The sequence below is a fragment of the Microbispora sp. H13382 genome, assembly GCF_014161445.1.
In the GTDB taxonomy this organism is placed as follows: Bacteria; Actinomycetota; Actinomycetes; order Streptosporangiales; family Streptosporangiaceae; genus Microbispora.
Window position 1 is genome coordinate 23,281 of the sequence record NZ_JABBXA010000017.1, and the last position, 26,745, is coordinate 50,025.

Here is a 26,745-nt window from a genome sequence, read left to right on the forward strand (position 1 = left end):
GGCCGCTGACCTGAGAGGGAACGTTTGGGTATCTATCAGACGTCTGTGAAGTGTGACCCTTTTCGGTGCTATCGACGACGAGATCCGGGACGCGCGGGAGCGCGCCAGGCGCCGGGACCAGCTCACCCGGCAGCGTGCCACTCTCCTGACTCAAATCGAGGAGGTCCGTGGCGTGCTCGCGGACCTGGAGCGGCAGCTCGCCAAGGAGGACCGCGACGTCGTCAAGCTGGAGCAGGGCGGTTTCACCGCCTTTCTGGCGGGGCTGACCGGGGGCAAGGAGGAGCGCCTGGCGCGGGAACGGGCCGAGGCGGCGGCGGCCCGCCAGCGGGTCACCGGCCAGCGGACCCGCCTGGAGTGGCTCACCGGCGACCTGCGCACCACTGACCAGGCACTCGCGGAGCTCGGCAACCCGCACCACGAGCTGGAGGCGTTGCTCGCCCGTAAGGAGCGGATGCTGGTCGAGTCGGGCGATCCGCGCGGCCGGGAGCTCGCCGACATCGCCGCACGGCTGGCGAACGTGAGCGCCGACCTGCGCGAGCACCAGGAGGCGCAGCAGGCCGGGGCCGCCGCGGGTCAGGCGGTCGGCTACGTCCTGCGGCATCTGGGCAGCGCTCGCGGCGCCTCGACCTGGGACATGTTCAGCAGCGGCGGGGGCTTCGCCGACATGGTCGAGCACGGGCACCTGCGTCAGGCCGACGAGGCGGCCTGGCACGCGCAGGGGGCGCTCGACCGGTTCTCCCGCGAGCTGGCCGACATCGGCGTCAGCGCGGCGCCCCAGCTGCCGAAGGTGGACACCCGCTGGTTCGCCGACGTCTTCTTCGACAACATCATCACCGATGCGATCAAGCATCAGCGGATCGCCCGTACGGCGGAGGCGGTGCGCGAGGTCGCCGAGTGGGTCGCGGCGATGGTCAACCAGATCTCCGACCGCTGCGGTGAGCTGGCCCGTCAGCAGGAGTCTCTCGCCCGGCGGCGCGAGGAGGTCCTCGGCTCCTGACCGGTCCCGCCCGGCTCCGCAGAGTCGCCGGCGGGGGTGCGCCTTCGGTCGGGCCGGGCGGTTCGCGTCTTGGTCAACCCGCGCATTTCGCACCTTCGGTAGGCCGGTGGAGGTGTGCTTGCGGGCGGGCCGGGCGGTTCGCGTCTTGGCCGTGCATTTCGCACCTTCGGTCGGCCGGTGCGGTTCCGCCTTCGGTCGGCCCGCGCGCAGGTCCGAGCGGCCGGTTCTCAGAACGCGTAGCCGGCCGACCGGGCGAGGCCGCCGAGCACCGCGAGGGTGCGCTCCTGCTCCCGGGGGTCCCCGTACGGCGATGCGGCGAACTCGGTGACGCCTGCCTCGGCGACCCGCCGGATCTGGTCGGCAACCGCGCGCTCGTCGCCGACGATCACAACGTCCTCCGGGCCGTCCGCGCCCTCCCGGTCGAGCACGGCCCGATATTCGGGCACCTGGCCCGCCAGGCCGAACTCTCCGGCGATCCGCCGCCGGGTGCCCGCTTCGTCGTCCGTCACGCAGACGATCAGCCCGGCGACGACGCGGGGGGAGGGGCGCCCGGCGGCGTGGGCCGCCCGCGTGACCGTCGGGACGATGTGGCCGGCCAGGGTGCGGGGGCCGGTCATCCAGGTCACCACACCGTCCGCGTGCTCGCCCGCCAGGCGCAGCATGGCGGGGCCGAGGGCGGCCAGCAGCACGGGCGGCGGCGCGGCGCCGGGAACGTGCACCGTGCCCTCCGCTGTGAACGTCTCGCCCCGATGGCTCACCTGCTCGCCCCTGAGTAGGGGACGGAGCACCGACAGGTACTCGCGCATCCGGGCGACGGGCCGATCGGCGGGCAGCCCGAACATCGTCCGCGTCATCATCGCGATCCCCGCGCCGATGCCGAGCGTGAGCCGGTTGCCGGTCGCCGCCTGGACGCTCAGGGCCTGGCTCGCCAGCACCAGCGGATGACGTGCGGGCACGGGAACCACCGAAGAACCCAGCGCGATGCCCGGCACCTGTGCACCTGTCACGGCCAGCGCGGTCAGCGCGTCCCAGCCAAGTGCCTGCGCGGACCAGGCGGTGGCGAAACCGGCCTCCGCCGCCGCCCGTACCTGGCCGGTGAACTCCTCGGCCGTCGCGGCTCCCCGTACCTCGCCCACGAGAACACCGATCCTCATCGAACGGCTCCTTCCGGCCCTCAAGCGGAGAGCCTCTCCGGTTAGGGTGCGGCTAGAATACGGAGAACCTCTCCGGATGGCAATGTGAGGGTGACGTGACGACCGAAAGCGCCAGGGCCCGTGGGCGGCAGGCGGAGCCCGGCGACGCGGGCTCATCGGCCGATGCTCCCGGGAGCCGGCGGATGCGGGCCGACGCGCGGGACAACCGCGAACGCGTGCTACGCGCCGCCAGAGCCGCCTTCGCCGAGCACGGAGCCCAGGCGTCGCTCAACAAGATCGCGCAGAGCGCGGGGGTGGGCGCGGGCACGCTGTACCGCCATTTCCCCACCCTCGGGGCCCTGCTCGTGGCGATCATCGGGGACGACGTGGCGGCGCTGTGCGAGAAGGGACGCGACCTGCTCGGCCACGAGTCGCCGGCGGAGGCGCTGCGCACCTGGCTGCGGGCCGTGGCGGTGCACGCGACCGCGATGCGAGGCCTGGTCGCCGCGCGACTGGCCGTGCCGCCCGCGCCGCACGCCGACGCGGCGCTCGCGGCCTGCCAGGAGCGGATCCGCGCCACCGGCGCCGCCCTGCTCGAACGCGCGCAACGGGACGGCGCGGTGCCCGGCGACATCGGGATCGCCGACCTCCTCACCCTGGTCAACGCGATCGCGTGGGTGAGCGAGCAGGCCCCGGATGACGAATATCTGCTTGACCGTCTCCTCGCCCTCGTGCGCGGAATGGAGCCATCCGCCCACGAGGAGGGGACATGACGAGCAGGGTGACGGCGGTCAGCCGTAGCGCGACCCACACTTTCAGCAAGACGCCGCTGGAGTCGATCCGGCTGCTGACCGGCCTGGGCGTCGAGGGGGACGCCCACGCCGGGGTGACCGTGAAGCACCGGTCGCGGGTCGCCCGCGATCCCAGTCAGCCGAATCTGCGCCAGGTGCACCTCATCCACGCGGAGTTGCACGACGAGCTGCGTGAGGCGGGCTTCGCCGTACGGGCGGGGGACATGGGGGAGAACGTCACCACCAGGGGCGTCGATCTGCTCGCGCTGTCCACCGGGACCCGGTTGCACCTCGGGGAGACGGCCGTCGTCGAGGTGACCGGCCTTCGCAACCCCTGCCTCCAGATCGACGGTTTCCAGGACGGGCTGCTGAAGGCGGTGCTGGACCGGGACGAGGAGGGCACCCTGGTGCGCAAGGCCGGGATCATGGGCGTCGTCCTCGCGGGTGGCGAGGTCCGGCCGGGCGACCCGATCCGTGTCGAGCCGCCGGCCGGCCCCCACCACCCTCTTCAGGTGGTCTGAGCCCCGGAGGCCGGCGGCTCAGAGAGGACGTCGGCGAAGCGGTCGGCCTGTTCCGGGTCGCGTCCGCGGCGGTACGGCATGACCTCGTCGGCGAAGGCGGGGACGGCGCGGCGGTGACGGCCACGAAGTCGACGTCGCTGGTGTTCGGGCGGAAGTCGCCCAAGGTCACGGACCCCTCCAGATACAGCCCCTCGACGAGGCCGCCGGCTTCGGCGTCGATCGCCTCGAGGTAGGCGGCTATGAGGTCGTCGACGGGAGCGGGGGCGTCATGTGACGGCAGTCTGCCGGATCACCATGGCCGGCATCATCCCCTCGGGTCCGGCGCGGGCGTTCGCCGTCTCAGGGGAGTGTGCCGCCCGGTCGCAGCGGCGGCGGCACGAACAGGACGTCCCGCGAGGAGGGGCGGTCATCCGCTCGATCAGGGCGCGCCGGCCCGGCCCGTCGGCCGGTCCGACGCCCTCTCTCGTACACAGGCCTCAGTGGATGTGGCCCGGTTCGTCGTGGTCGTGGTCGTGGTCGTCCTCGTCCTCCAGGACCCCCTCCGACGGCTCGACGCCGAGCATCGCCTCACGCGGCTCGATCTCGGTGACGTGTTCGACGAGGCCGAGCACGTGGTCGGGTTCGATCAGCCACTGCAGGGCCGCCGCGCCCGTCTTGTCGGAGTTGACCAGCTCGATCTGCTCCTGCCGCTCGGCGTCGTCCAGTTCGGCCTGGGGGTCGCGGATCTCGGCGAGCGCCGCCGCCTGCAGCGCGTCGACATCGAGGACCTCGACCACCAGGTCGACGGTGAGCCGCAGATAGCGACCGGTGTCCGTTCCATCGCTCATGGTGGTGATCCTATCGGCAAGCCGTTATGGCAGTTTCCACTCGACCGGCGCCCCGCCCCGCTGCTCCAGCAGGGCGTTGGCCCGGCTGAACGGACGGGAGCCGAAGAATCCGCTGCGCGCGGACAACGGGCTGGGGTGGGCCGACTCGATGCACGGCACCTCCCCCAGCATGGGGCGCAGGTTGCGGGCGTCACGGCCCCACAGGATCGCCACGAGCGGCCCGCCCCGCGCGACCAGCGCCTTGATGGCCTGCTCGGTCACCTCTTCCCACCCCTTGCCCCGGTGGGAGGCGGGCTTGCCCGGCATCACCGTGAGCACCCTGTTGAGCAGGAGCACTCCCTGCTCGGTCCACGGGGTGAGGTCGCCGTTCGACGGCGCGGGGTGGCCGAGGTCGGCCATGTACTCCTTGAAGATGTTGACCAGGCTCCCCGGCAGCGGCCGTACGTCCGGGGCCACGGAGAAGCTCAGGCCGACAGGGTGACCGGGGGTGGGGTAGGGGTCCTGACCGACGATCAGCACCCGGACCTCGTTCAGCGGCTGCTTGAACGCGCGGAGCACGTTCTCGCCCGCCGGGAGGTACTGGCGGCCTTCCGCGATCTCCTGCCTGAGGAAGTCGCCCATGGCGGCGATGCGCCCGGCCACGGGTGCGAGGGCCTCGGCCCATCCGGCTTCCACGAGTTCGTGCAACGGACGTCCTGACATGTCCGCGCACTCTATCGGCTTTTCCGTCCCCGTACGGCCCGGCGGGGGAAAGATCGGATGCCCGCTTACCCCCGTGAAGCGGGCATCCGACGCCCTCTCGGCACGGTTCGCCACATACGGGACATTTCCCTTGGCGACCGCGGTGATGCCGGAGACCCCGGGACTTCCGGGGCCTCCGGCCGGGTCACTTGACCGAGCCCGCGAGCAGGCCCTGCACGAAATACCGCTGGAAGGCGAAGAACAGCACCAGCGGGATGATGAGCGACAGGAACGCGCCCGGCGCGAGGATGTCCACGTTCGTGCCGAACTGTCGCATTTGGGATTGCAGTGCCTTCGTCATCGGCTGGTTGTCGGTGTCGGCGAACACCAGCGCGACGAGCAGGTCGTTCCACACCCATAGGAACTGGAAGATGCCGAGCGACGCGATCGCGGGCTTGGCCAGCGGGAACACCACGGTGGCGAAGATCCGCCACTCCGGCGCGCCGTCCATCCGCGCCGCCTCGAGCAGCTCGCGCGGGATGCCCACGAAGAAGTTGCGCAGCAGGAAGATGGCGAACGGCAGGCCGAACGCCACGTGGAACAGCACGACCCCGAGGATCGAGCCGAAGATCCCGAGGAACCCGTACAGCTTGGCGATGGGGATCAGCGCGATCTGCACCGGGACGACCAGCAGGGCGATGACCACGAGGAACACCGTGTCCCTGCCGGGGAACTCGATCCAGGCGAACGCGTACCCCGCCATGGCCGCGATGCCGATCACCAGCAGCGTCGCGGGCACCGTGATCAGCACCGTGTTCCAGAACGAGGAGCTGAAGCCCGACGCGAGGAGGTTCGAGTAGTTCTCGAACGTGATCTGCGCCGGCTTGGTGAACAGCGTCCACCAGCCGGAGGAGTTGTTCTCGGTCTCGCCGCGCAGCGAAACGATCAGCAGGCCCAGGGTCGGGAGCAGCCAGAACAGCGCGACCAGGATCATGAAGACCTGCACCACGCCGCTGCCGAGGCGGTCGGTCACCCGCGTGATCAGGCCGCGGGCGACCGGCTGCGCGTGCCGGGGTTCGGCCAGGGTCGTCATCCCTCGTCCCTCCTGAACCGGCGGATGTTGAAGATCATGAACGGCACCACCAGGACGAGCAGGAAGATGGACAACGCGCTACCCATGCCCTGGTTGCCTCCGCCGCCGAACGAGACGCGCCACATCTCCAGCGCGATCACGTTGGCGTTCGGCTGCACGGACCCGGGGGCGATGATGAACACCAGGTCGAAGACCTTGAGCACGTTGATGATCATGGTGACGAAGACGACGAGCAGCACCGGCGACAGCAGCGGCACGGTGATCCGGCGGAAGACCTGCCACTCGGTCGCGCCGTCGATCCGGGCCGCCTCCAGGGCGTCGCGGGGGATCGCCGACAGCCCGGCCGCGATCAGCACCATCGCGAACCCGGCCCACACCCAGATGTACGCGCCGATGATCGCAGGGGTGATCAGCGACGGGCCGAGCCAGGTCAGGCCGTTGAACGGCGCCGTGAAGTTGTCCTGCGGCAGCCGTACGACGTAGGAGCCGGCCGGGAGGCCGGAGAAGCGGAACGTGCCGTCCGCGGCCGTCTCGGTCGTCGCCTTGACCGCGCCGCCGGAGACCGCCTCGACCGTGATGCCGGCCAGGCCCTTCTCCTGCGGGTCGATCTGGTTGAGCGTGCCACCGCCACCGCGGACCACGTCGAGCCAGACCGTGCCGCTGAGGCCGTCGCCACCGCCGGCCGGGGCGGCCTTGGCGGGCGCGGCGTCCTTCACCACGTCCTGGCTGAGGCCGACGAGCGGGATCAGCACCGGCGTGCCCGGCTGCGCCTGCTGCCGGGTCACCACCGCGCCGCCCTGCACGACGGCGGGCGCCTGGTCGTTCTCCCGCGGCCGGGCGCCGGGGTATCCGGCGCTGGAGGAGAACGTGTCGTGGACGGTGGTGATGATGGCGTTGGCGACGCCCTTGTCGGGGTCCTGCTCGTAGACGAGGCGGAAGATGACACCGGCGGCGAGCAGGGAGACGGCCATCGGCATGAACAGCACGAGCTTGAACGCCGTGGACCAGCGGATGCGCTCGGTCAGCACCGCGAAGATCAGGCCGAGCGCGGTGACGACGATCGGGGCCACCACGACCCAGATGATGTTGTTCCTGATCGTGGTGAGCGTCGCGGAGTCGGTGAAGATCGACAGGTAGTTGCCCAGTCCGACGAAGCGGTCGCCGGTGGCGTCGAAGAGGCTGCGCCAGATCGAGTAGATGACCGGGTAGATCACCCACGCGGCGAGCAGCAGCACCGCGGGCAACAGGAACAGCACCGCCAGCCTCGGCGACGGGCCGAGCCGTACGGGCGCCTCAGCCGCGCCCGCCGGCGCGACCGCGCCGGGCGGGGCCGCCGTCGGGTACCCGGCCGCCGCCGGACCCGCGGGCGGCTCGTCCGCGGCGGCCACGGGGTCCGCGGTGGCGGTCTCCGGGTCCGGCGAACCGGAGGAGTCCGAGGAGTCCGAGGAGCCGGGGGAGTCCGAGGAGCCCGAGGGGGCGGGGGAAGGATCTGCAGGGGTATCGCGCGGGCCGGAGGAGGCCCCGGCGGCGGAGTCGCCGCCGCCGGCGGCCTGCGGGCCGTCCAACCGTTCGGTCACGGCCGTCCTTCCTTTACTTGAAGGCCTTGGCGGCGTCCGCCTCGAGCTTCTCCTGCGCGCCCTTCACGTCGGAGGGGTTGCGGAGGAAGTCCTGCAGGTCCTTCCACTCGCCCTTGCCGTCGGTGCCACCGAAGGCGCTGGGCGCCAGGTCGGACATGTCGTACCGCACCGACTCACCGGCAGAGATGATCGTCTGAGCGAGCTGCTTGGTCAGGTCGTCGGGGTAGTTGTCGGGCGAGACGTTGCGGTTGGGGGACAGGTAGCCCGGCTGCTTGGCCCAGACCTCGCCGCCCTCCTTGGAGGCCAGGTACTCCAGCAGCGCCTGCGCACCCTTCGAGTCCTTCATCGCCACCCCGACGTCACCGCCGAGGACGACCGGCTCGGTGTCGCCCGCCTTCGGGAAGGGCATGACCTTCGCCTCTTCGCCGACCTTCGCACCCGACTGGCCGACGGAGGCGGCGACGAAGTCGGCCTCGATGACCATCGCGGCCTTCTTCTGGCCGTACACCTGGGTGACGCAGGTCGGGAAGTCGGTCTGCAGCGCGCCGGACGAGCCGCCGAGCATGAACTCCTTCTTGCCGAAGATCTGCGCCATCTTCTCCAGGGCCGTCTTGACCGTGGCGTCGGTCCAGGGGATCTCGTGCTTGGCGAGCTTGTCGTAGTTCTCCGGGCCCGCGGTGGAGAGGTAGACGTTCTCGAACAGGTCGGTCAGCGTCCAGCCGGAGGCGCCGCACAGCGCGAACGGCGCGACGCCGGAGTCCGACAGCGTCTGGGCGTTCTTGATCAGATCGTCCCAGGTGGCCGCGGGCTGGGCCCCGGCGTCGTCGAAGGCCGACTGGCGGTACCAGACGAGCGACTTGTGCGCCGCCTTGACGAGCACGCCGTACACCTGGCCCTTGGCGGAGCCGAGCTCCTTCCAGTACGGCGTGTAGTTCTGGTCGATCTGCGCCTGCACCTCGGCGGACAGTGGCTTGAGCGCGTTCTCGTCGGCGTACTGCTGCACCAGGCCCGGCTGCGGCAGGATGGCGACGTCCGGAGGGTTGCCACCCTGGATGCGGGGGCCGAGGTAGGCGCCGGTGTCCTCACCGGTGGAGGCGTAGGTGACCTTGGCGCCGGTCTTCTCCTCGAACGCCTTGAGCACCTTCTCGAAGTTGGCCTGCTCGTCGCCGGTCCACTTCGCGGCGATCTCGATCTTCTCGCCCTCCAGCGGCTTGGCGCCGGCGGCGGCCGAGGCGCTGCCCTGGGCCGCGGGCTCGCTGCCCGAGCCGGTGCCGGAGTCGCTGCCGCACGCGGCGGCGGCGGCGAGAGCGAGGCACGCGACCATGATCGGGGGGAGTTTGCGCATATCTATCCTCCGGGCTGGATGACCTCGCCGAGCCCCTGTTTGAGGTCGGCGACGGTCTCGTCTACGGGTTTGGCAAGGGTGAGCGCGCCGGTGACGGCGCTGGAGATCAGCAGGCTGACCTGGTTGTAGTCGGCGGTGACCGGCCTGGGCCGGGCCGACACGATGGCCTCCTTGAGCGCGGGCAGGTACGGGAACCGTTCGATGAGCTCCGGGTCGTCGTACAGGTCCGCCCACACCGGGGGGAACGAGCCCTCGGTGAGCACGAGCCGCTCGTTGTCCCGCCCGGTGAAGTAGCGGATGAAGTCGAGAGCCGACTTCTGCCGCTTGGAGAAGGCGCTGATGGCGAGGTTGTAGCCGCCCAGCGAGCTGGACCCGGGCCCGTTCAGGCCGGGCAGCCGGGCCACCGAGAACTTCCCGGCCAGCTTCGAATGGGCGGCGGGTCCGTACGCGTGGGGCCAGTTGCGGGCGAACAGCAGCCGCCCCTCCTGGAAGGCGAGCCGGGACTCCTCCTCCTTGTACGTCAGCGCCTCGCGGGGGATCCACCCCTCCTTGACGCCGCCGACCAGGAAGCCGAGCGCGGCCCGCGCGCTGCCGAGGTCCATCGTGACCGTGCGGGCGTCCGGGCTGAGGATCGACCCGCCCGCCGACTGGACGGCCTCGGCGAAGTTGACGGTCAGTCCCTCGTACGGCAGGAACTGTCCGGCGTATCCCCCGATGTGATACTTCGCGCTCAGGCGCGTGGCCTGCTCGCGCAGCTCCGCCCAGGTCCTGGGCGGCTTAAGGTGCTCCTTCTTCAGGATGTCCGACCGGTAGTAGAGCAGGCCGGCGTTGCTGGTGTAGGGCGCCGCCCACAGCCTGTCGCGGTAGATGGCGGTGTCCGCGACTCCCTTGAGCAGCTTGTCCAGGGGGAACAGGCTGCGGTCGAGCGGCGCGATCCAGCCGGCGTCGGCGAACTCCGCCGTCCACATCACGTCGAGCGCGAGCACGTCGTAGACGTCGTTGTGCGCCTGCAGGTTGGCCACCATCTGGGCGCGCTGCTCGTCGGCCGCCTCGGGCAGTTCGAGCAGCGACACCGGCTCGTCCGGGTGTGCCTGGTTCCACCGGTCCAGCAGCGGGCGAAGGTACGCGGTGGTGTCCCTGCCGATCGCCAGTGTGATCGGCCCGGTGCCGTCGCTGCCCACAGCGGACTCGGTGCCGGTGTCGGCGAGCCCCGCACACCCGGCCACCAGGAAGGTGACCAGGACGACGACGGCTCGGCGAACCATGTGGCCTCCGTATGAAAAGCCGGTTACATACGTGTTAGGTAGGTGCATGCATGTTATGCATAGCGATAATGTGAGCGTCAACGGATCAGCCCGTAACGCTCCGATAACTGCTCGATACGGCTTGGGGGGTGGGCGCGTGCGGCAGTCGCTGCTGGCGCTCCTTGCGAAGGAACCTGCCCACGGATACGAGCTGAAACAGGCACTGGAAACGATCTTCGGCGGCGCCTACCCGTCACCCAACATCGGACAGATCTACGTCACCCTGGGCCGGCTGGAGAAGGACGGCTTCGTCCGCTCGGTCGACGTCGAGCAGGCCAACCGGCCGAACAAGAAGGTCTACTACATCACCGCCACCGGCCGGGAGGCGCTGGAGACCTGGGTGGAGGAGCCCACCGAGGGCCCCCGCGTGCGCGACGAGTTCTTCATGAAGCTCGTGCTGGCCCCGATGACCGGGTTGTCCGACCGCATGGCTTTGGTGAACCGGCAGCGACGGCACTACCTTGCGCTCATGAGAGACCTCCGCGAGCTGGCCGAGCGCACCGACCCGGCCAACCGCGTCGCGTTGCTGCTCATCGAGGGGGCCATGCTCCACCTCCAGGCCGACCTCGACTGGCTCGAGCGCTGCCAGGAGGACCTGCCATGAGTGAGCGGAGCGAGCGAATCGGTAAGCACAGTGCGCTGCGCGACGCGGTCAACTGCGCGCCTCCGGCACGACGCGCCCCCGAGCCGCAAGGCGAGGGGGTGGCATGAGCGCCGGTGCTCCCGTCGTCCGGGCGGTGAACCTGGTCAAGATCTACCAGACCGGCGGGCTGCCCGTGCCGGCCGTACGCGGGGTCGACCTGACGGTCGAGGCCGGGGAGTTCGTCGCCATCATGGGCCCGTCGGGGTCAGGCAAGTCCACGCTGGTCCACATGCTCGGCGGCCTGGACACGCGTACCAGCGGCGAGATCTGGCTGGACGGCAAGCGGGCGGACACGCTCTCGGAGAGCGGCTGGGCGGTGCTCCGCCGCGAGAAGATCGGCTTCGTCTTCCAGTTCTTCAACCTGGTCGCCAACATGACCGTGGCCGACAACGTCGAGCTCCCCGCCCTGCTGGGCGGCGTTCCGCCCCGGCAGGCCAGGGAACGGCGCGAGTACCTCCTCGGCGAGCTCGGCCTCGCCGACCGCGCCGAGGCGTCGCCGGCGCAGCTCAGCGGTGGCGAGCAGCAGCGGGTCGCGCTGGCCCGCGCGCTCGCCAACCAGCCCCGGCTGCTGCTGGCCGACGAGCCGACCGGCAACCTCGACAGCCGCAACACCCGTGACGTGCTCCGCCTGCTCGGCAAGGTGCACGGGCAGGGCCAGACGATCGTGCTGGTCACCCACGACGCCCGGGTGGCGAGCATGGCCGACCGCGTCGTCAGCCTGCTCGACGGTCAGATCGTCGACGACGGCGCCATCCCGAAGTCGCGCCGGCGCCCCTCGGGAGCGGCGGGGGACGTCGTCGAACTCCGGAGCTGACCCGGTGCACCGCCAGGAATCACCCGAACTCCCGGACGGTCTGCGTGATCACCGTGCGCGCCGCCTCCGGCTCGCGGAAAACTGCAAGATCATGAACTGCTCCGTCGCGGGTCACGCCCCCTCGCTGCGACCTATCGCAAGATCACGCCATGTTGTCCCGCAGGTCACGGATCACGGCGGGGAGGTGGGGTGGTGACGGTGAGGACCGCGGAGCTGCGGTGGATCCGCGCGGACCTGCGGGCGCGCCGGGGGCAGGCCGCGCTCACGGTCCTCGCTGTGGCGGGGATCGTCACCGCTCTGATCGTCGCGGCCACGCTGCTGGAGGACGGCACCAACCCCTGGCGCGGCCTGTTCGCGCGCAGCAACAGCGCGCACATCTGGATCCACAGCAAGGACGTCCCCGACGTGTCCGCGCTGCGCGGACTGAACGGCGTGACCGACGTCGCCGGGCCATACCGCAGCGCGCCCGCCACGCTGGTCACCCGTGGCCGGCGGGTGCCGATCACCCTGCAGGAGACGCCGGCGGCCTTCCCCGCGGTGGCCCGCCCGCTCCTGCGCGAGGGCCGCTGGCTCGACGTGCGCACCCCGAACGGCGTGGTCGTCGAGCGGTCGTTCGCCCGGGCCCTCGGCCTGCGGCCGGGCAGCCCGTTCACCGTCACCGGACTCAACGGCGCGACCCACACGCTGACCGTCGCCGGACTGGCCGAGAGCGGCGACCAGGGCTTCTACCCGGAGTGGACCCCGGGTCTGGCCTGGACGCTCGCGCAGACGCTCAACGTCGTCGAGCCCGCGCCCGGCCGCACCGAGACCGTGACCGGGCTGCGGCTGGCCGATGCCGCCACCACCGACCTCGTCGTCCAGAGGGCCGTCTTCACGTTGCGCAACCAGGTTCAGCGGGTGACGACCTGGCGCGAGGTGCGGGCCTCGATGGAGCTGGACAACCGGCTGCTCGGCCTGCTGCTCGCGCTGTTCGGCGGCGCGGGCCTGGTCGCCGCCGCGCTCGCGCTCGCCAACGCCGCCGGGGGCCGGGTGCTGATCCAGCTGCGCGACATCGCCACGCTCAAGTCGCTCGGGTTCACCCGGGGTCAGGTGGTCCGGATGCTCGTCGCCGAGCACGGCACGCTCGGGTTGCTCGGCATCGCCGCCGGCGCCGTCGCCGCCCGCCTGATCACGGCGTACGCCATGGGGGAGACGGTCGTCGTGCCGCTGTCGGCCGGCCCTCTCGCGGCGATCATCGCGGGGACGTCGCTGACGGTGCTGGTCGCGGTCCTGATCCCGGCCTGGCGCGGCGGGCGCACCCCGCCGATTCCGGCCGCCCCCGCGGCGCCGCCGCGCGGGCACCTGTCCCGGCTGGCCAGGGTCGCCCTGCTCGTACGGCTGCCGCCCGCGCTCGTCCTCGGCGCCAGGGACGCCTTCACCCGCAGGACGCCGGCCGCGCTCACGGTATGCGGCGTCGCCATCCCGATGATGATGATCGCGATCGGGCTCGGCTGCTGGGCGACCCTGGACGACTTCAGCCGCCACCCGGAGAGGGTGGGCCAGGCGGCGGCCCTGTCCCTGCGGCCGGGCGAGCTGACCGCCGAGGAGGCGCGCCAGCGCGCGATGGCCGATCCGGACGTGGTGGCGGCCTACCCGGGAGCCGAACTCGACGCGCTCGTCCCCTGGCAGACGAGGACCGTGCGGACCAGGGCGCTCGGCCTGTCCTCCGACCCGTACCCCTTCCCGGTGGTGGAGGGCCGGATGTTCGCCGACCGGGGCGAGGCCATCGCCGGGCAGGGCCTGCTCGATCTCCTCGGCGTACGGATCGGCGACCGGGTCCGCGTGACGATCGGGGGCACCCCGCTGATCGTGCGGATCGTGGGCCGGGTGGTCGAGCCGGAGCAGGACGGTGAGGTGCTGTCGTTCGGGGTGGACAGCCTGGCGGCCAAGGACGCGTTGCCGCCCCAGTTCTACGCCCTGGTGCTGCGGCCCGGCGCCGACGCGGCACAGGTGCGCGCCCGGCTGCAGGGGCAGGGACTCGAGGTGGCCCAGGCCGTGAACCCGGCCGACCGGCTGGCGGTCATCCGGGTGATCATCGTCGCCCTGGTCGCCGTGCTGGCCCTGATCGGGCTGGCCAGCCTGCTGACGGCCAGCGCGCTCGGGCTGCGCGACCACGTCCTCGACCTGGCCGTGCTCAAGGCGATGGGCCTGACTCCCCGCCAGGTGATGGCGACGCTGGTCACCGCCACCGGCCTGCCCGCCGCGGTGGGGGTCGTGCTGGGAGCGGCGGCGGGGGCGTCCTGCTCCCGGTGGCTGATCGACCTGGAGGGCCGCGGCAGTGGCGTCGGCGCGGGCATCGGCCAGGCCCCGACGCCGGGCATGCTGGCCGCGACCCTCGTGAGCGCGATCGGGGCGGCCCTGCTGGTGGCGCTGATCCCGGCCCGGCGGGCGGCGCGGGCACAGGTGCCCGTCACCGCCCGCTGAGGGGCCCCTCCTGCTGAGAAGAGCCCCCTGCTGGAGGGAACTTCAGCAGGGGGCGCCCTTCGCGGAGCCCGTCAGGCGTCCGGCGACCTGCGCAGGGACAGCCAGTAGAAGCCGTAGCCCGGCAGTGTGAGCAGGTAGGGCAGGTCGCCGACCACCGGGAAGGAGACGCCGCCGCGGCACTCGACCGGCGTGATCCCGGTGAAGCGCCGCAGGTCGAGCTCGACCGGCTGGGCGAAGCGCGACAGGTTGTTGACGCACAGGACCACGTCGTCGCCCTCCTCCCGCAGGAAGGCCAGCACGCTCGGGTTCGGCGACCACAGCTCGGTGTAGTCGCCGGTGCCGAAGATCGGGTGCTCCCGCCTGATCTGCAGCATCCGCCGGGTGAAGTGCAGCAGCGACGACTCGCTCTTGACCTGGGCCTCGACGTTCACGGCCTGGTAGCCGTACACGGGGTCCATGACCACCGGCAGGTAGAGCCGGCCGGGGTCGGCGTCGGAGAACCCGGCGTTGCGGTCCGGGGTCCACTGCATCGGCGTGCGAACCGCGTCGCGGTCCTCCAGCCAGATGTTGTCGCCCATGCCGATCTCGTCGCCGTAGTACATGACCGGAGAGCCCGGCATGCTGAGCAGCAGCGCCGTGAACAGCTCGATCTGGTCCCTGTCGTTCTCCAGCAGTGGGGCCAGACGCCGCCGGATGCCGAGGTAGGCGCGCATGCGCGGGTCCTTGGCGTACTCGGCGTGCATGTAGTCGCGCTCTTCCTCCGTCACGGTCTCGAGCGTCAGCTCGTCGTGGTTGCGGAGGAAGATGCCCCACTGGGCGCTTTCCGGCAGCTTCGGCGTGCGCGACATGATCTCGGAGATCGGCTCGCGGCTCTGCCGGCGCACGGCCATGAAGATGCGTGGCATCAGCGGGAAGTGGAAGGCCATGTGGCACTCGTCGCCGCCCACGGTGGGGTCGCCGAAGTACTCGACCACGTCCTCGGGCCAGCCGTTGGCCTCGGCGAGCAGCACCCGGTCGGGGTAGATCCGGTCCACCTCGGCGCGGATCTTCCTGAGGTAGTCGTGGGTCTCGGGCAGCCCGGCGCAGGAGGTGCCCTCGCGCTCGAACAGGTAGGGCACCGCGTCCAGCCGGAAGCCGTCGACGCCCAGGTCGAGCCAGAAGCGGATGACCTCCATCATCGCGTCCTGGACGTCCGGGTTGTCATAGTTCAGGTCGGGCTGGTGGTGGAAGAACCGGTGCCAGTAGTACTGCTTGCGCACGGGGTCGAACGTCCAGTTCGACTCCTCGCTGCCCACGAAGACGATCGGGACGCCGGAGTATTTGTTCGGGTCGTCCGACCAGACGTAGAAGTCTCCGTACGGGCCGTCCGGATCCTGCCGGGAGGCCTGGAACCACGGGTGCTGGTCGCTGGTGTGGTTCATGACCAGGTCGGTGATGACCCGCAGGCCGCGCTCGTGGGCCGCCTCGATCAGCTTCACGAAGTCGCCGAGGTCGCCGAACTCCGGAAGGATCTTGAGGTAGTCCGAGATGTCGTAGCCGCCGTCCTTGAGTGGGGACTCGTAGAGCGGCAGCAGCCAGAGGCAGTCGACCCCGAGCCACTGGAGGTAGTCGAGCTTGTCGATCAGCCCGCGCAGGTCGCCGGTGCCGTCGCCGTTGGAGTCCTTGAATCCGCGGACCAGTACCTCGTAGAAGACCGCGCGCTTGTACCAGCGGGGGTCCTGCGAGGTGAAATCGGTGATCTCCGGGAGATCTCCGGGTGAGGCCCCGAATGGCCCCGAGGCGGGGTCAGGGCAGGGCGCAGCAGCGTTCATCTGGTTCTCGCTTGAGATAAGAGGGGGCGCGTGGTCAGGTCACACCCGAGCTTTGAAGCTCACGCCGTGATGTTTGGCTCTAGTTGACCAAAAATACCACTCAAGGTGTCCTGACCGAAAAGGCTGACAGGGGTCTGACATGCAGTTTTTACCTGTTTCCAACTGATCACGTACAGCTACCGCACAGGCGCGCAGCCGGACGGTGCGGGCTACCCGCCGGACGGCGCCGGCCGGGGCGGGGCGGGGTGCGGGTGCGGGTGTGCGGCGCGGGCTACCCGCCGGACGGAGCCGTCCAGGGCGGGGTGAGGTCGCCGAGCACGTCCTCGTAGTCGCTCAGCCACGCCCCGAACGCCACCAGGGCGCGCAGCCAGAACCGCGAGTTCCACGATCCGAAGGCGGTCAGCGCGTCCGGCCCGCCGGCGATCGCATCAAGCATCGGGCGCGACATCAGCCCGGGGATCTCCGCGGCCCTGACCAGCATCCGGTGGTTCCACTCGCGGGCGACCGGCCCGTTCGAGCGCAGCGGCACCCGGCGGTTCGGCAGCAGCGGGGTGTTGGTCGAGGGCAGCGCGGCCACCCTGGGGTTGGCGGCCCGCAGGACCTCCCGGTAGAACTTCCCGCCCTCCTTGCGGGCGACCGGCACCGACAGCGCCGCGTCGAAGAACTCCGGGTGCAGGAACGGGAAGACCGGGGTCGCCTCGGGGCCGACGAGGTTGACCGGCGACCGGGCGATACCGCGCACGGTCCGGGTGTGCAGCACGCTCAACGGCAGCTCGGCCCGGTGCCCGTGCAGCATGGAGGTCGCCCGGGTGAACGCCGTGCGGACCCGGTCGTCCATCCACGCGGCGGCGGCCTCGCCGAGCACGGGGACGTGGGCGTCGCCGGTCGCCAGCGCCTTCAGCAGCGCATCCTGGCGCGACGCGCCGGTGCCCGCGCCGACGGCGTCCGCCGTGATCAGGAAGTTCTTCATCAGCGGGCCGCCCGCGAGACCGTCCACCAGTGCCCGGCCCGCGCCGTGGACCTCCCGGGCGAAGGGGGAGTACCACGCGTGGTGGCTGGTGAGGAACTCCAGGCGGCGCGCCGCCCACAGCGCCTCCTGCGGATAGGCGGCCGGGTCCTGCGGCATGATCCGGTGCGGGATCCCCAGCTCACGGGTGATGTAGCGGGCGAAGTCGATGTCGTTGTCCAGCCCGTCGTCCGGGCTCGTGGTCCACGACTCGACGTCCATCTTCCTGGCCACCGCCACGCTGGCCAGCAGCCGCGAGTCGTACCCGCCGCTCACCGGCACCAGCACCCGCTCGTACGGCTTGAGCGCGTCGTGCAGCAGTGCGACCAGGTCGCCGCCGGTGACGCCCCGGTCCACCGGCTCCTCCCGCACCCAGCGCGGGGTCCGCCGGTCGACGCGCAGCCTGCGCGCGCGGCGTGACCAGCTCAGCGCGGTCGCCCCGGGCAGGCGCCGGATCTGGCGGTACGGCGTGTCCTCCAGCAGTGGGTAGGTCAGCCGGAGGATCGCCGCCCACGCCTCCCAGTTCACCTCGTACGGCCGCCGGGCCAGCGCGAGGAGCGGCTCGATGAGCGAGGAGAAGTAGACGGCCTCCCCGTCCTGCAGGTAGTAGACGTCGACCAGGCCGAGACCGCCCGTGTGCAGGCTCACGGTGTCCGGCTCGTCCACCAGGCCCGGGGTCTCGTACGTCTCCGCGACCCGCAGCCACGCGTTCGCCCGGGGCTCGCCCCCGGTCTCCGGCCGCCGGTCGCTCCATGCGTACGCGGTCGTCCGCTCGCCCGTGGCGTACGGTGCCAGGGAAGCCGAGGCGAGCAGCGCGGCCTCCGGGGCGCTGTGCACGCCCTGCACGGCGGGCCCCGACCGCGCCAGCAGGTCGAGCTTGGCCTGCTCGAAGGGCCCGACGGCCCCGCAGACGTACGGCCTGGCCTGGAATCGCGGCCACTCACCCTTGCGCACGGTTTGCCCTCCCTTGAACCCCAGCCGAGTCTACGGACCTCGGGCCGGCCGGGGGACCGGAGTCCGTCACGGCCGCGGGCGGGAGCGGTGGCCGCCCGGCATCGGCCGGACGAACGAAATGGGCTTCCTTTAATACCCCGCCAACAGGCGCCGGTTTCGCGCCGACGTGAGGGCGTGACAATCGAAAGATAACAGAGGGTGATATTCCGCATGTGAGTGTATATATAGATGAAATGTAGATGATCACCCCTTGATCGCTAACTTGGCGCTGTTATACGTTTTTGAAGGTTTGCCGACCTTTGCCGGTTAATGCTGTTTTGCGGGACTGCTCCACCGCGCTCTGAACGTGACGAAGGTGTCGCCGAGAGAGGGCGTTTCCACCCCCGTCCGCGCGATTGCCTCTGGAGTGTGACGAGCCATGCGGCGCAGCCGTCTTGGGCGCGATTTCGCGCGCCTGTTTGTCCGGATCGCCGTGGCGATTCAGGTGGCGTTGTTACCGAATTTCATTTCCGCCGGTATCGCGTCGGCTGCTGCGCGGAGTGGTCCGCCCCTCGTCTCGGTCGATCTGCCGAATGGCGAGGCTCCACAGCAGTTGACGGGGACGGCCGGCGGTCTGCCGCACCTGGTCGACAGCGCCGCCACGCGGGTGGGGGGCCTGCCGGCTCGGAAGACGGCTGAGCGTCCGAAGGGCAGCCTGCCGGTCGAGCAGCGGCACAAGACGTCCGGCGAGCCGGCCGAGGGCGGGCTCGCCTCTCCTCCGCCGTTGCCCGCGGCGCTGAGACCGTCGCCGGCCCCGGCCGCAGGGGCGGCGCGGGACGCGGACAAGACGGAGGTCGTGGCGGCGCTGGCGGCGGCACGGCGCACCAAGTCCCAGGTCCTGCTGGAGGGCGCGACCACCGAGAACTCCCGGACCTACGCCAACAGCAACGGGACGCTGACCACGCAGATCACCGCTCCCGTCAGCACGGACACGTACGTGGAGACCACCGAATACCAGGACGGCAGCTACCAGCTCGGGTCCGGTCATCCCTCCTCCTCCTCGCTGTGGGTCGGGACGAGCGCCAACACGTATGAAATTCCCACCAGCTATGTGCGGGACCGGGCGTTTCTGCGTTTCAATCTGTCGTCCGTACCCGCGGGCGCCACGGTGACGGCCGCCGAGATGAAGCTGTGGAACTCCAGCTCCAACGCGTGCAGCAGCGTTTCCACGACGGCCTCCAGGGTGACGTCATCGTGGTCGTCGAGTATCGCCTGGTACAACCAGCCGTCGGCCGACCGATCGGCGATCTCGGGCACGAACGTCTCTCCGTCCTCGGGATCGTGCGGCAGTTCCAGTCCCAGGGCGATGAAGTGGGATGTCACCACGATGGCGGCGGGATGGGTCTCCGGCACGTCCGGCAACTACGGAGTGCGGCTCACCGGCCCGGAGGGGACGAGCAGCCAGACGCGGACCTTCGCGTCCACCGAATCGTCCAACAAACCCGTCCTGACCCTCACCTACCAGCCGCCGAACACCGCGCCCACGGTGGCGGCCCCGCAGATCGCTCCCACGGTGACGGCGGAGACCGGCGGGGTGGTGACCTCGCTGACGCCGGTGCTGTCGGCCGTGCTGTCGGACGCGGACGGCGGCAGCCTCAGCGGGGAGTTCCAGGTGCAGGTGGGCAGTTCCCTGGTGTGGAGCGGCACCGCCAGCGGGGTCGCCGCCGGTGGTAAGGCGACGGTGGCCGTCCCCGCGGGGAAACTGTCGGACGGGCAGACGATCCAGTACCGGGCCCGGGCCAACGACGGCGCGGCCTACTCCGCGTGGTCGGACTGGCAGACCGCGCGGGTGACGTCCATGCCGCTGGACACCGTGACCTTCCAGCAGTTCACCCCCGCCGACAACACGCAGGCCGGTTCGCTCACGCCGGCCCTGTCCGCGTATGCGCAGGCGCCCGGCGAGGCGGCTACGTCGTACTGGTACCAGGTCTGCGCGGGCCCCAAAGACGACTGGACCTGGTGCGAGTCGTCGACCTGGGTCAAGGGCGCGTGGACCGTCCCGTCCGGCAAGCTCAAGTGGGGCAAGACCTACTGGTGGTACGCGCAGGCGGCGACCAGCGCGGCGACGGCGACGTCGTCCTGGCGCAGCTTCACCGCGGTCCCGGAGCAGGACTCGATCAACGCCCTGCTCGCCGCGGGCACGGACGGCCGCGAGTTCAACCACGTGACCGGCAACTACACCCACACCGAGACCGACCTCACGGTCGCCGCGGTGGGGCCGCCGCTGTCGGTGGTGCGCACCTACAACAGCCTCGATCCTCGCACCGACGGGGCGTTCGGAGCGGGCTGGACCACGCGCTGGGACACCCGGCTGGAGAACGAGCCGCTCAGGTCCACCGTGCTGATCACCTATCCCGACGGGCGGCAGTGGCGGTTCGCGGCCAAGGGCGACGGCACCTACGCGTCTCCGGCGGGCACCTACGCCACCCTGGCCACGCAGAGCGGGAACGGCTGGCGGCTGATGGACAAGGAGTCCACCTCCTACTGGTTCGACTCCGCGGGACGGCTGGTCAAGGTCACCGACAGCCGGGGCCGCACGCAGACCCTGCAGTACGGCACGGACGGGAAGCTGGCCAAGGTCACCGGGGCGGGCGGGCGCTCGCTGACCTTCACCTGGAGCGGCGCTCATGTGACCGCCGTGGCCGGCGACCCGGTGGACGGCGCTCCCATCACCTGGACCTATGCCTATGACGGGGACCACCTCGTCAAGGTCTGCCCGCCGTCGTCCGGCGGCGCCTGCGTCCGCTACGAGTACGGCGACCCCTCCCAGTACCGCAGCGCCGTCATCGACGCCAAACCCGTGGGGTACTGGCGGCTGAACGAGACCACCACCGGGATCGGCAGTGCGATCACGAACGTGATGAGCTCGATCTCCGGTCTCGGCAACGGAAGGATCGCCGGGAGCACCGCGGACGCCACCGGCGGCGCGCCCGCGCCGCTCGGCGGCTCGTCCGACACCGCGATGACCTTCAAGGGCGCGACCGGTTCCGCGTACGTCTCCCTGCCGCCCGGCGTGATCAACGGACTCGGCGGCGAGACCACGATCGAGGCGTGGTTCAAGACCACCGGCTCGGGCGCCGTCTTCGGCTACCAGAACTCCGCCACCGACGCGCCCAGCGTGTACACACCGGCCGTCTACGTGGGCACCGACGGGAAGCTGCGCGGTCAGTTGTGGACCGGGACCGTCGCTCCGATCACCTCCGCCACGGCCGTCAACGACGGAAACTGGCACCACGTGGCGCTGTCGGGCGCCAGGACCAGCCAGACCCTCTACCTGGACGGCCAGGAAGTGGGCAGCCTCTTCCAGCAGATCACGCACCTGGGCCAGTGGGACGCCCGGCTCGGGTACGGTTTCGGCTCCTCCAGTTGGCCGGGCACGGTGAGCTCCAGCCGCGCCTTCCCCTTCGCCGGCTCGATCGACGAGGTCGCCGTCTACAACAAGCCGCTGCGCCGGGAGCAGATCCTCAACCACTACCGGACCCGGCAGGTCCGGCACCAGCTCACAAAGATCATCAAGGCGTCGGGCCGGGTCGCGGCGGTGAACACCTACGCCGCCGACGGCGGCCGCCTGCTGACCCACACCGACGCGAACGGCGGCCTGTGGAAGCTGTCGTCCCCGGCGTACAGCAAGGACTCCACCGGGACGTCCCTGGCCACGATCACCGTCACCGACCCGCGCGACGGCACCCTGACGTACGTCAACGACGCCTCACGTGACGACCGCCTCGTCTCCTGGACCGACCAGCTCGGCAAGACGGCCAGATACGAGTACGACACCGGCGGTTTCGTCGCGAAGGTCACCGACCGCAACGGCATCGCCTCGCAGTTCGCCAACGACGCGCGCGGGAACCTGCTGGCGAGGACCACCTGCCGGACGAGCGGCTCGTGCGGCACGGAGTACCTCGCGTACCACGTCGACGCCGACGACCTGTTCGACCCTCGCAACGACCAGGTCGTCGAATACCGGGACCGCAGATCGTCGGACGAGGACGACGACACCTACCTCACCACGATCGAGTACGACCAGTACGGCGGCAGGGTCAAGCAGACGGGGCCGGCCACCGAGGGATTCCCCTCCGGGCGGTCCGTCCACTGGGCCTACACCGACGGCACCGAGACGGCGGCAGGCGGCGGCACGGTCCCCGCGGGCCTGCTGAAGAGCAAGAAGAAGCCGAACGGCGCCGAGACCACCTACCGCTACAGGTCCAACGGCGATCTCGCCGAGACCACGGACGCGGCGGGCCTGGTCACCCGCTTCGGCTACGACGCCCTCGGCCGCAAGACCAGCCAGACCGTCGTGTCGGCGGCCGAACCGGACGATGTGACGACAAGCTACGCCTACGACGGCATGGGCCGCGTCGTCAAGGCGACCGGTCCCGGCGTCGCCAACGAGGTCACCTCGGCCACGCACACCGCCGAGGTCCGCACCGCCTACGACGCGGACGGCAACGTCCTCACCTCCACGCTGGACGACCTCACCGGGTCCGACCAGGACCGCGTCACCACCTACACGTACGACACCCTCGGCCGGGTCAAGACCATGACCGGCCCCGAGGGCGGCACCACCCAGTACTCCTTCGACGCCACCGGCGGGCTGGTCTCGGTGACCAGCCCGACCGGCACCCTGCTGCAGTTCGGCTACACCCCGCGCGGCGAGAAGGCGACGCTCACCGTCAAGAACTGGACGGGCAGCCCGGTCACCCCGCAGCCGGCGACCGATGTGGTCCTGGCGTCCTACGCCTACGACCCCGGAGGCCGGCTGGCCTCGGAGACCGACGCGTTGGGCCGCACGACTCGGTACACCTACTGGGACGACGACCTCGTGTCCCAGAAGATCGCCGACGACGCCCGTCTCAACGGCTCCACGACGCCGAGGGACGTCGTGGTCGCCTCGTACGAGTACGACTGGGCGGGCAATCCCCGCAAGACGGTTACTGGTGGCGGAAAGACCCGGATCGACTACGTCTACGACGCCGCCAACCGTCTCACCTCGCAGACGCTCGACCCGGCGGGGCTGGCCCGTACGACCAGCTACGGGTACGACGCCAACGGCAACGTCGTCTCCACGACGAGGACCGCGGCGGGCATGTCACGGACGGAAAGAGCGAGGGCGGAGTTCGACGACGCCAACCGCAGGATCAGGCAGATCGTCGAGAACGGCGAGACCGACCTGATCACCAGCTGGAAGTACGACGACCGGGGACTGGTCACCGAGGTCACCTCGCCGCGCGGCAACGCGTCCGGCGCCGACCGGCTCGACCACACGACGCTGAACCGCTACGACGCCGTCGGCCGGCTCGTCGAGACGAAGCAGCCGCCGGTCGCGGTCGAGCGTGGGGGCGCGTCCCCGGCCGTCCAGCGGCCCGTCGTCCGGTACGGCTACAACACCGCCGGAGAACGGACCAACGTTGTCGACCCCGAGGGACGGGCCGGCTCGGTCGAGTACGACCGAGCAGGACAGCGGACCTCGCAGGCGTCCCCGTCGTACACGCCGCCCGGCGGCAGCGCGATCACACCCGTCACCACGTACGGCTATGACGCCGCCGGCAGGCTGACCACGATCACCGATCCGCGGGGCAACGTCACGACCAACACCTACGACGCCCTCGACCGGTTGGTCCGGGTGATCCAGCCGCCCGCCGCCGGCGGCGTCACTCCCGGCCACACGGACTACACGTACACCTTCAATGGCGAGCTGCTGTCGGTCACCGACCCGACCGGTGCGCGCAAGGAGGCGACCTACGACGACCTGGGCCGCCCGATCACCTCGACCGTCATCGAGCGCAAGCCCACCACGGCCACGCTGACCTCGTACTCGACCTACGACGACGCGGGCAACCTCCTCACCGAGAAGCGGCCCGGGGGCGACACCACGGCCGCGACCGTCAACCCCGCCGGTGAGCTCACGGAGCTGACCGACCCGCTGGGCGACACGACCACCTTCGACTTCGACCTGGCGGGACGCCAGACCAAGGTCACCGATCCGCTCGGCAACACCGACAGCATCACCTACGACCTGGCCGGACGCCCCACCACGGTCAAGGAGCTGGACGCCGGCGGCGCGACCGTCCGCACCCGCTCGATCGGTTACGACCTCGACGGCGACCCGATCAGCCGCACCGACGCCGAGGGCCGCACCGTCACCTACGCCTTCGACGCGCTCGGCAGGATCACGCGCATGGTGGAACCGGTGAGCGACAGCGACTCGATCACCACGTCCGCCGGGTACGACGCGGTGGGCGCCCGCACCCGGTACACCGACGGGCGAGGCAACGCCACCGTCACCACCTACAACGCCCTCGGGCTGGTCGAGTCGGTGATCGAGCCGTCCACGGCCCAGCATCCGAACGCCGCCGATCGCACGTGGACCACGAGCTATGACGCGGCGGGCAACCCCGTGAGGCGGCTCCAGCCGGGCGGCGTCACCATCACCAGCACCTTCGACAACCTCAACCGGCTGGCCCAGCAGGCCGGCAGCGGCGGCGGCGCCGCGCCCACCGCCCCGAAGACCTTCGGCTACGACCTCGCGGGCCGGGCCGTCTCGGCCGGTGACATCGCCTTCACCCTCAACGACCGGGGCCAGATCCTCAAGACCGCGAAGGGCGGAGTGGACCAGGCGACCTTCGCCTACGACGCCGACGACCGCCTGGTTCAGCGCGGCGACGCCGCGGGCGCCACGACCTTCACCTGGGACGGCAAGGACCGGCTGAAGACCACCGTCGACCCGCTGACCGGCGTGACGGTCGGCTACGGCTACGACAAGGCCGGCCGCCTGACCTCGGCGACGTACGGCGACGGGGGGCCGCAGCGCACCTACGGCTACGACGCCCTGGACCGGGTCACCAGCGACGTCCTCAAGACCGGTGGCGGCGCGGATCTCGCGTCCATCACCTACGGGTACGACAAGGAGGACCGCCTGACCTCCAAGGTCACCTCCGGGACCACGGGCGCGGGCGCTAACAGCTACACCTACGACTTTGCCGGGCGGCTCACCTCCTGGACCGACCCGTCCTCGGCGACTACCACTTATGAGTGGGACGCGTCGGGGAACCGCACGCGGGCGGGGAACGACACCTTCACCTACGACGAGCGCAACCGCCTCGCCTCCGGCGCCGGTGTGGACTACACCTACACCCCGCGCGGCACGCTGGCGTCGGCGACCAAGGACGGAACCGTCAGGGCCTTCTCCTTCGACGCCTTCGACCGGATGGTCGGCGACGGGAACGCCGACTACACCTACGACGCCCTCGACCGAATGACCGGCCGCACCAAGGGCGGCGCCACGACCAGGTACGTGTACGCCGACATGAGCAACGACCTGGTCGCGGTCACGGACGGAGCCGGGGCGACGCGGGAGGCGTACAGCCGCGGCGCCTTCGGTGACGTCCTGTCCGCCAAGATCGGTGGCGGCGCGGCCGAGTTCCAGGTGGCCGACCGGCACGGTGACATCGTCGCGGCCTTCGCCGCCGGCGCGACCGGTCTGACCGGCTCCACCGCCTACGACCCCTTCGGCAAGGTCGCCACCAGCACCGGCACCCGGCCTCAGCTCGGCTTCCAGGGCGAGTGGGCCGACGCTGACACCGGTCAGGTCAACATGCACGCCCGCTGGTACCAGCCCGGCACCGGCACCTTCACCGGCCGAGACACGGCGAACCTGGATCCGGCGCCGTCCGTGCGGGCCAACCGCTATACCTACGCCGGCGCCTCGCCCCTGAACTACGTCGATCCCACGGGACATCAGCAGGTGGAGGTCTGCCTGTCCGGCTTCTCCTGTGGGACGGGGCTCATCTGCTCCGGTGACACCTGCCACGAGACCGACTCTCATGCGCGGTGGTTCGAACAGTATGTGAATTCTCCCGGATACGCCTTCTATAACCAGCCGCTGCTGTCGGACGAGGCGATCAAGAGGCTCGGGTACAAGTACATGCCCACCGGACAGGCCGTCGAGGAGGGCGTGCCCTTCTATCAGATGAGCGCGCGCGCCCAAGAGCTGTACATGATGGGCTATTCGCCACGGCTCACTCACGACGAGAACCTCACGCTGGCCGTGGACTCGATGGTAGAAGCCGGAGACATGAAGGGGCTCGAGGTGATGATGGCGCTGCCAAGCGCGGGCGTACCCGGCAAGAAGTACCACGTGTCCGCCAAGGAACTCGCCGGCGCGTGGCGCGCCAACAAGAAGATGCTGAAGACCCTGCAGGACTGCCACTCCCAGCTCAGCACGCAGGCATGCAAGGAAAAGATCGCATCGGACTGGCGCAACTGGCGGGAGTGGATGTGTGACAATGCGGACTCCCGCCCCTGTAACCCAAGCAACGTCGCAAGGGCCGCGAGTGTCTGGGGACTTCCGCTGGAACTCACCATGTTCCTCGTGAACACGCCTCCGTGGATCAGCATGAAGGAGTTCAACAAGGAGGTGAAGAAATGGGCGAAGAGCCGGGGCGGCACGTGTGAGAAGGACAGCGGGACAGGTCTCACCGTCTGCGGCGGGCTCACCAGCGGCCTGCACTTCGGGCGAGGCGGGACCACCGTCGGCTCGGTGTTCCTGAACAAATGGAATCTGGCCGATCTCAATCCGATCGTCATTGCACACGAGGCAGAGCACATGCGCCAGTGGAACTACTACTACTCGCAGACCAAATTCTGGCCGACATTCCTCGTGTACTACCTCTCGCAGCCCACCGACCCCTGTGAGAACGTTTATGAAAGACAGGCGGATGCGATGGGCAACACGTATCACTGCTAG

At 70.5% G+C, this 26,745-nt stretch carries 17 protein-coding genes; 7 read left to right on the top strand and 10 right to left on the bottom strand.

All coding sequences use genetic code 11. The features are described 5' to 3' along the window. The first annotated feature begins 52 nt into the window (after window positions 1-52). Window positions 53-997, top strand: coding sequence for a hypothetical protein (locus HHX41_RS28190; protein WP_182908381.1), 945 nt, complete (start codon window positions 53-55; stop codon window positions 995-997). 227 nt (window positions 998-1,224) lie between these two features. Here HHX41_RS28190 and HHX41_RS28195 read toward each other — a convergent pair whose 3' ends face one another. Further along, the gene (locus tag HHX41_RS28195) at window positions 1,225-2,151 is read right to left on the bottom strand and encodes a TIGR03564 family F420-dependent LLM class oxidoreductase (RefSeq protein ID WP_182908382.1); all 927 of its coding nucleotides are present in this window, start codon (window positions 2,149-2,151) and stop codon (window positions 1,225-1,227) included. A 95-nt stretch (window positions 2,152-2,246) separates the two neighbouring features. Between HHX41_RS28195 and HHX41_RS28200 the strand changes: the two genes are divergently transcribed. Both HHX41_RS28200 and HHX41_RS28205 read left to right on the top strand, forming a co-directional pair. Next, window positions 2,247-2,903 carry a TetR/AcrR family transcriptional regulator gene (locus HHX41_RS28200; RefSeq protein WP_310742209.1) on the top strand — a complete coding sequence of 219 codons (657 nt, stop codon included), beginning with the start codon at window positions 2,247-2,249 and terminating at the stop codon, window positions 2,901-2,903. After that, window positions 2,900-3,442, top strand: coding sequence for an MOSC domain-containing protein (locus HHX41_RS28205; protein WP_182908383.1), 543 nt, complete (start codon window positions 2,900-2,902; stop codon window positions 3,440-3,442). The genes HHX41_RS28200 and HHX41_RS28205 overlap by 4 nt, the downstream gene beginning before the upstream one ends. Here the strand turns inward: HHX41_RS28205 and HHX41_RS42405 are convergent. From HHX41_RS42405 to HHX41_RS28240, 7 genes are all read right to left on the bottom strand, one after another. Next, the gene (locus tag HHX41_RS42405; protein WP_396795288.1) at window positions 3,345-3,611 is read right to left on the bottom strand and encodes a hypothetical protein; all 267 of its coding nucleotides are present in this window, start codon (window positions 3,609-3,611) and stop codon (window positions 3,345-3,347) included. The two genes, HHX41_RS28205 and HHX41_RS42405, sit on opposite strands and share 98 nt — an antisense overlap. Window positions 3,612-3,918: 307 nt before the next feature. Further along, the gene (locus HHX41_RS28215; protein ID WP_169982065.1) at window positions 3,919-4,269 is read right to left on the bottom strand and encodes a hypothetical protein; all 351 of its coding nucleotides are present in this window, start codon (window positions 4,267-4,269) and stop codon (window positions 3,919-3,921) included. Window positions 4,270-4,293: 24 nt separating this feature from the next. Beyond that, window positions 4,294-4,971 carry a uracil-DNA glycosylase gene (locus HHX41_RS28220; RefSeq protein WP_182908384.1) on the bottom strand — a complete coding sequence of 226 codons (678 nt, stop codon included), beginning with the start codon at window positions 4,969-4,971 and terminating at the stop codon, window positions 4,294-4,296. Between the two features lie 184 nt (window positions 4,972-5,155). Next, window positions 5,156-6,043 carry a carbohydrate ABC transporter permease gene (locus HHX41_RS28225; protein WP_169982063.1) on the bottom strand — a complete coding sequence of 296 codons (888 nt, stop codon included), beginning with the start codon at window positions 6,041-6,043 and terminating at the stop codon, window positions 5,156-5,158. Beyond that, window positions 6,040-7,431, bottom strand: coding sequence for an ABC transporter permease subunit (locus HHX41_RS28230; protein ID WP_182908468.1), 1,392 nt, complete (start codon window positions 7,429-7,431; stop codon window positions 6,040-6,042). Before HHX41_RS28230 ends, HHX41_RS28225 begins: the two co-directional genes overlap by 4 nt. Window positions 7,432-7,633: 202 nt before the next feature. After that, window positions 7,634-8,965 carry an ABC transporter substrate-binding protein gene (locus tag HHX41_RS28235; RefSeq protein WP_169982062.1) on the bottom strand — a complete coding sequence of 444 codons (1,332 nt, stop codon included), beginning with the start codon at window positions 8,963-8,965 and terminating at the stop codon, window positions 7,634-7,636. Window positions 8,966-8,967: 2 nt separating this feature from the next. After that, the gene (locus HHX41_RS28240) at window positions 8,968-10,230 is read right to left on the bottom strand and encodes an ABC transporter substrate-binding protein (RefSeq protein WP_169982061.1); all 1,263 of its coding nucleotides are present in this window, start codon (window positions 10,228-10,230) and stop codon (window positions 8,968-8,970) included. A gap of 136 nt (window positions 10,231-10,366) precedes the next feature. Here HHX41_RS28240 and HHX41_RS28245 point away from each other — a divergent pair, with 136 nt between their 5' ends. The 3 genes from HHX41_RS28245 (at window position 10,367) to HHX41_RS28255 (ending at window position 14,189) form a co-directional block, all read left to right on the top strand. After that, a complete protein-coding gene (locus HHX41_RS28245; protein ID WP_169982060.1) occupies window positions 10,367-10,873 on the top strand; it encodes a PadR family transcriptional regulator in 507 nt (168 codons plus the stop codon). Window positions 10,874-10,976: 103 nt separating this feature from the next. Further along, window positions 10,977-11,726, top strand: coding sequence for an ABC transporter ATP-binding protein (locus tag HHX41_RS28250; RefSeq protein WP_182908385.1), 750 nt, complete (start codon window positions 10,977-10,979; stop codon window positions 11,724-11,726). 192 nt (window positions 11,727-11,918) lie between these two features. After that, a complete protein-coding gene (locus HHX41_RS28255) occupies window positions 11,919-14,189 on the top strand; it encodes an FtsX-like permease family protein (protein ID WP_310742210.1) in 2,271 nt (756 codons plus the stop codon). A gap of 71 nt (window positions 14,190-14,260) precedes the next feature. Here HHX41_RS28255 and treS read toward each other — a convergent pair whose 3' ends face one another. Both treS and HHX41_RS28265 read right to left on the bottom strand, forming a co-directional pair. After that, complete coding sequence (gene treS / locus HHX41_RS28260) at window positions 14,261-16,000, bottom strand: maltose alpha-D-glucosyltransferase (protein ID WP_182908387.1); 1,740 nt, start codon at window positions 15,998-16,000, stop codon at window positions 14,261-14,263. Window positions 16,001-16,271: 271 nt separating this feature from the next. Then, the gene (locus tag HHX41_RS28265) at window positions 16,272-17,960 is read right to left on the bottom strand and encodes an asparagine synthetase B family protein (protein ID WP_182908388.1); all 1,689 of its coding nucleotides are present in this window, start codon (window positions 17,958-17,960) and stop codon (window positions 16,272-16,274) included. Between the two features lie 592 nt (window positions 17,961-18,552). On the opposite strand from HHX41_RS28265, the gene HHX41_RS28270 reads away from it, so the two are divergent. Beyond that, window positions 18,553-26,745 carry a DNRLRE domain-containing protein gene (locus tag HHX41_RS28270; protein WP_182908389.1) on the top strand — a complete coding sequence of 2,731 codons (8,193 nt, stop codon included), beginning with the start codon at window positions 18,553-18,555 and terminating at the stop codon, window positions 26,743-26,745.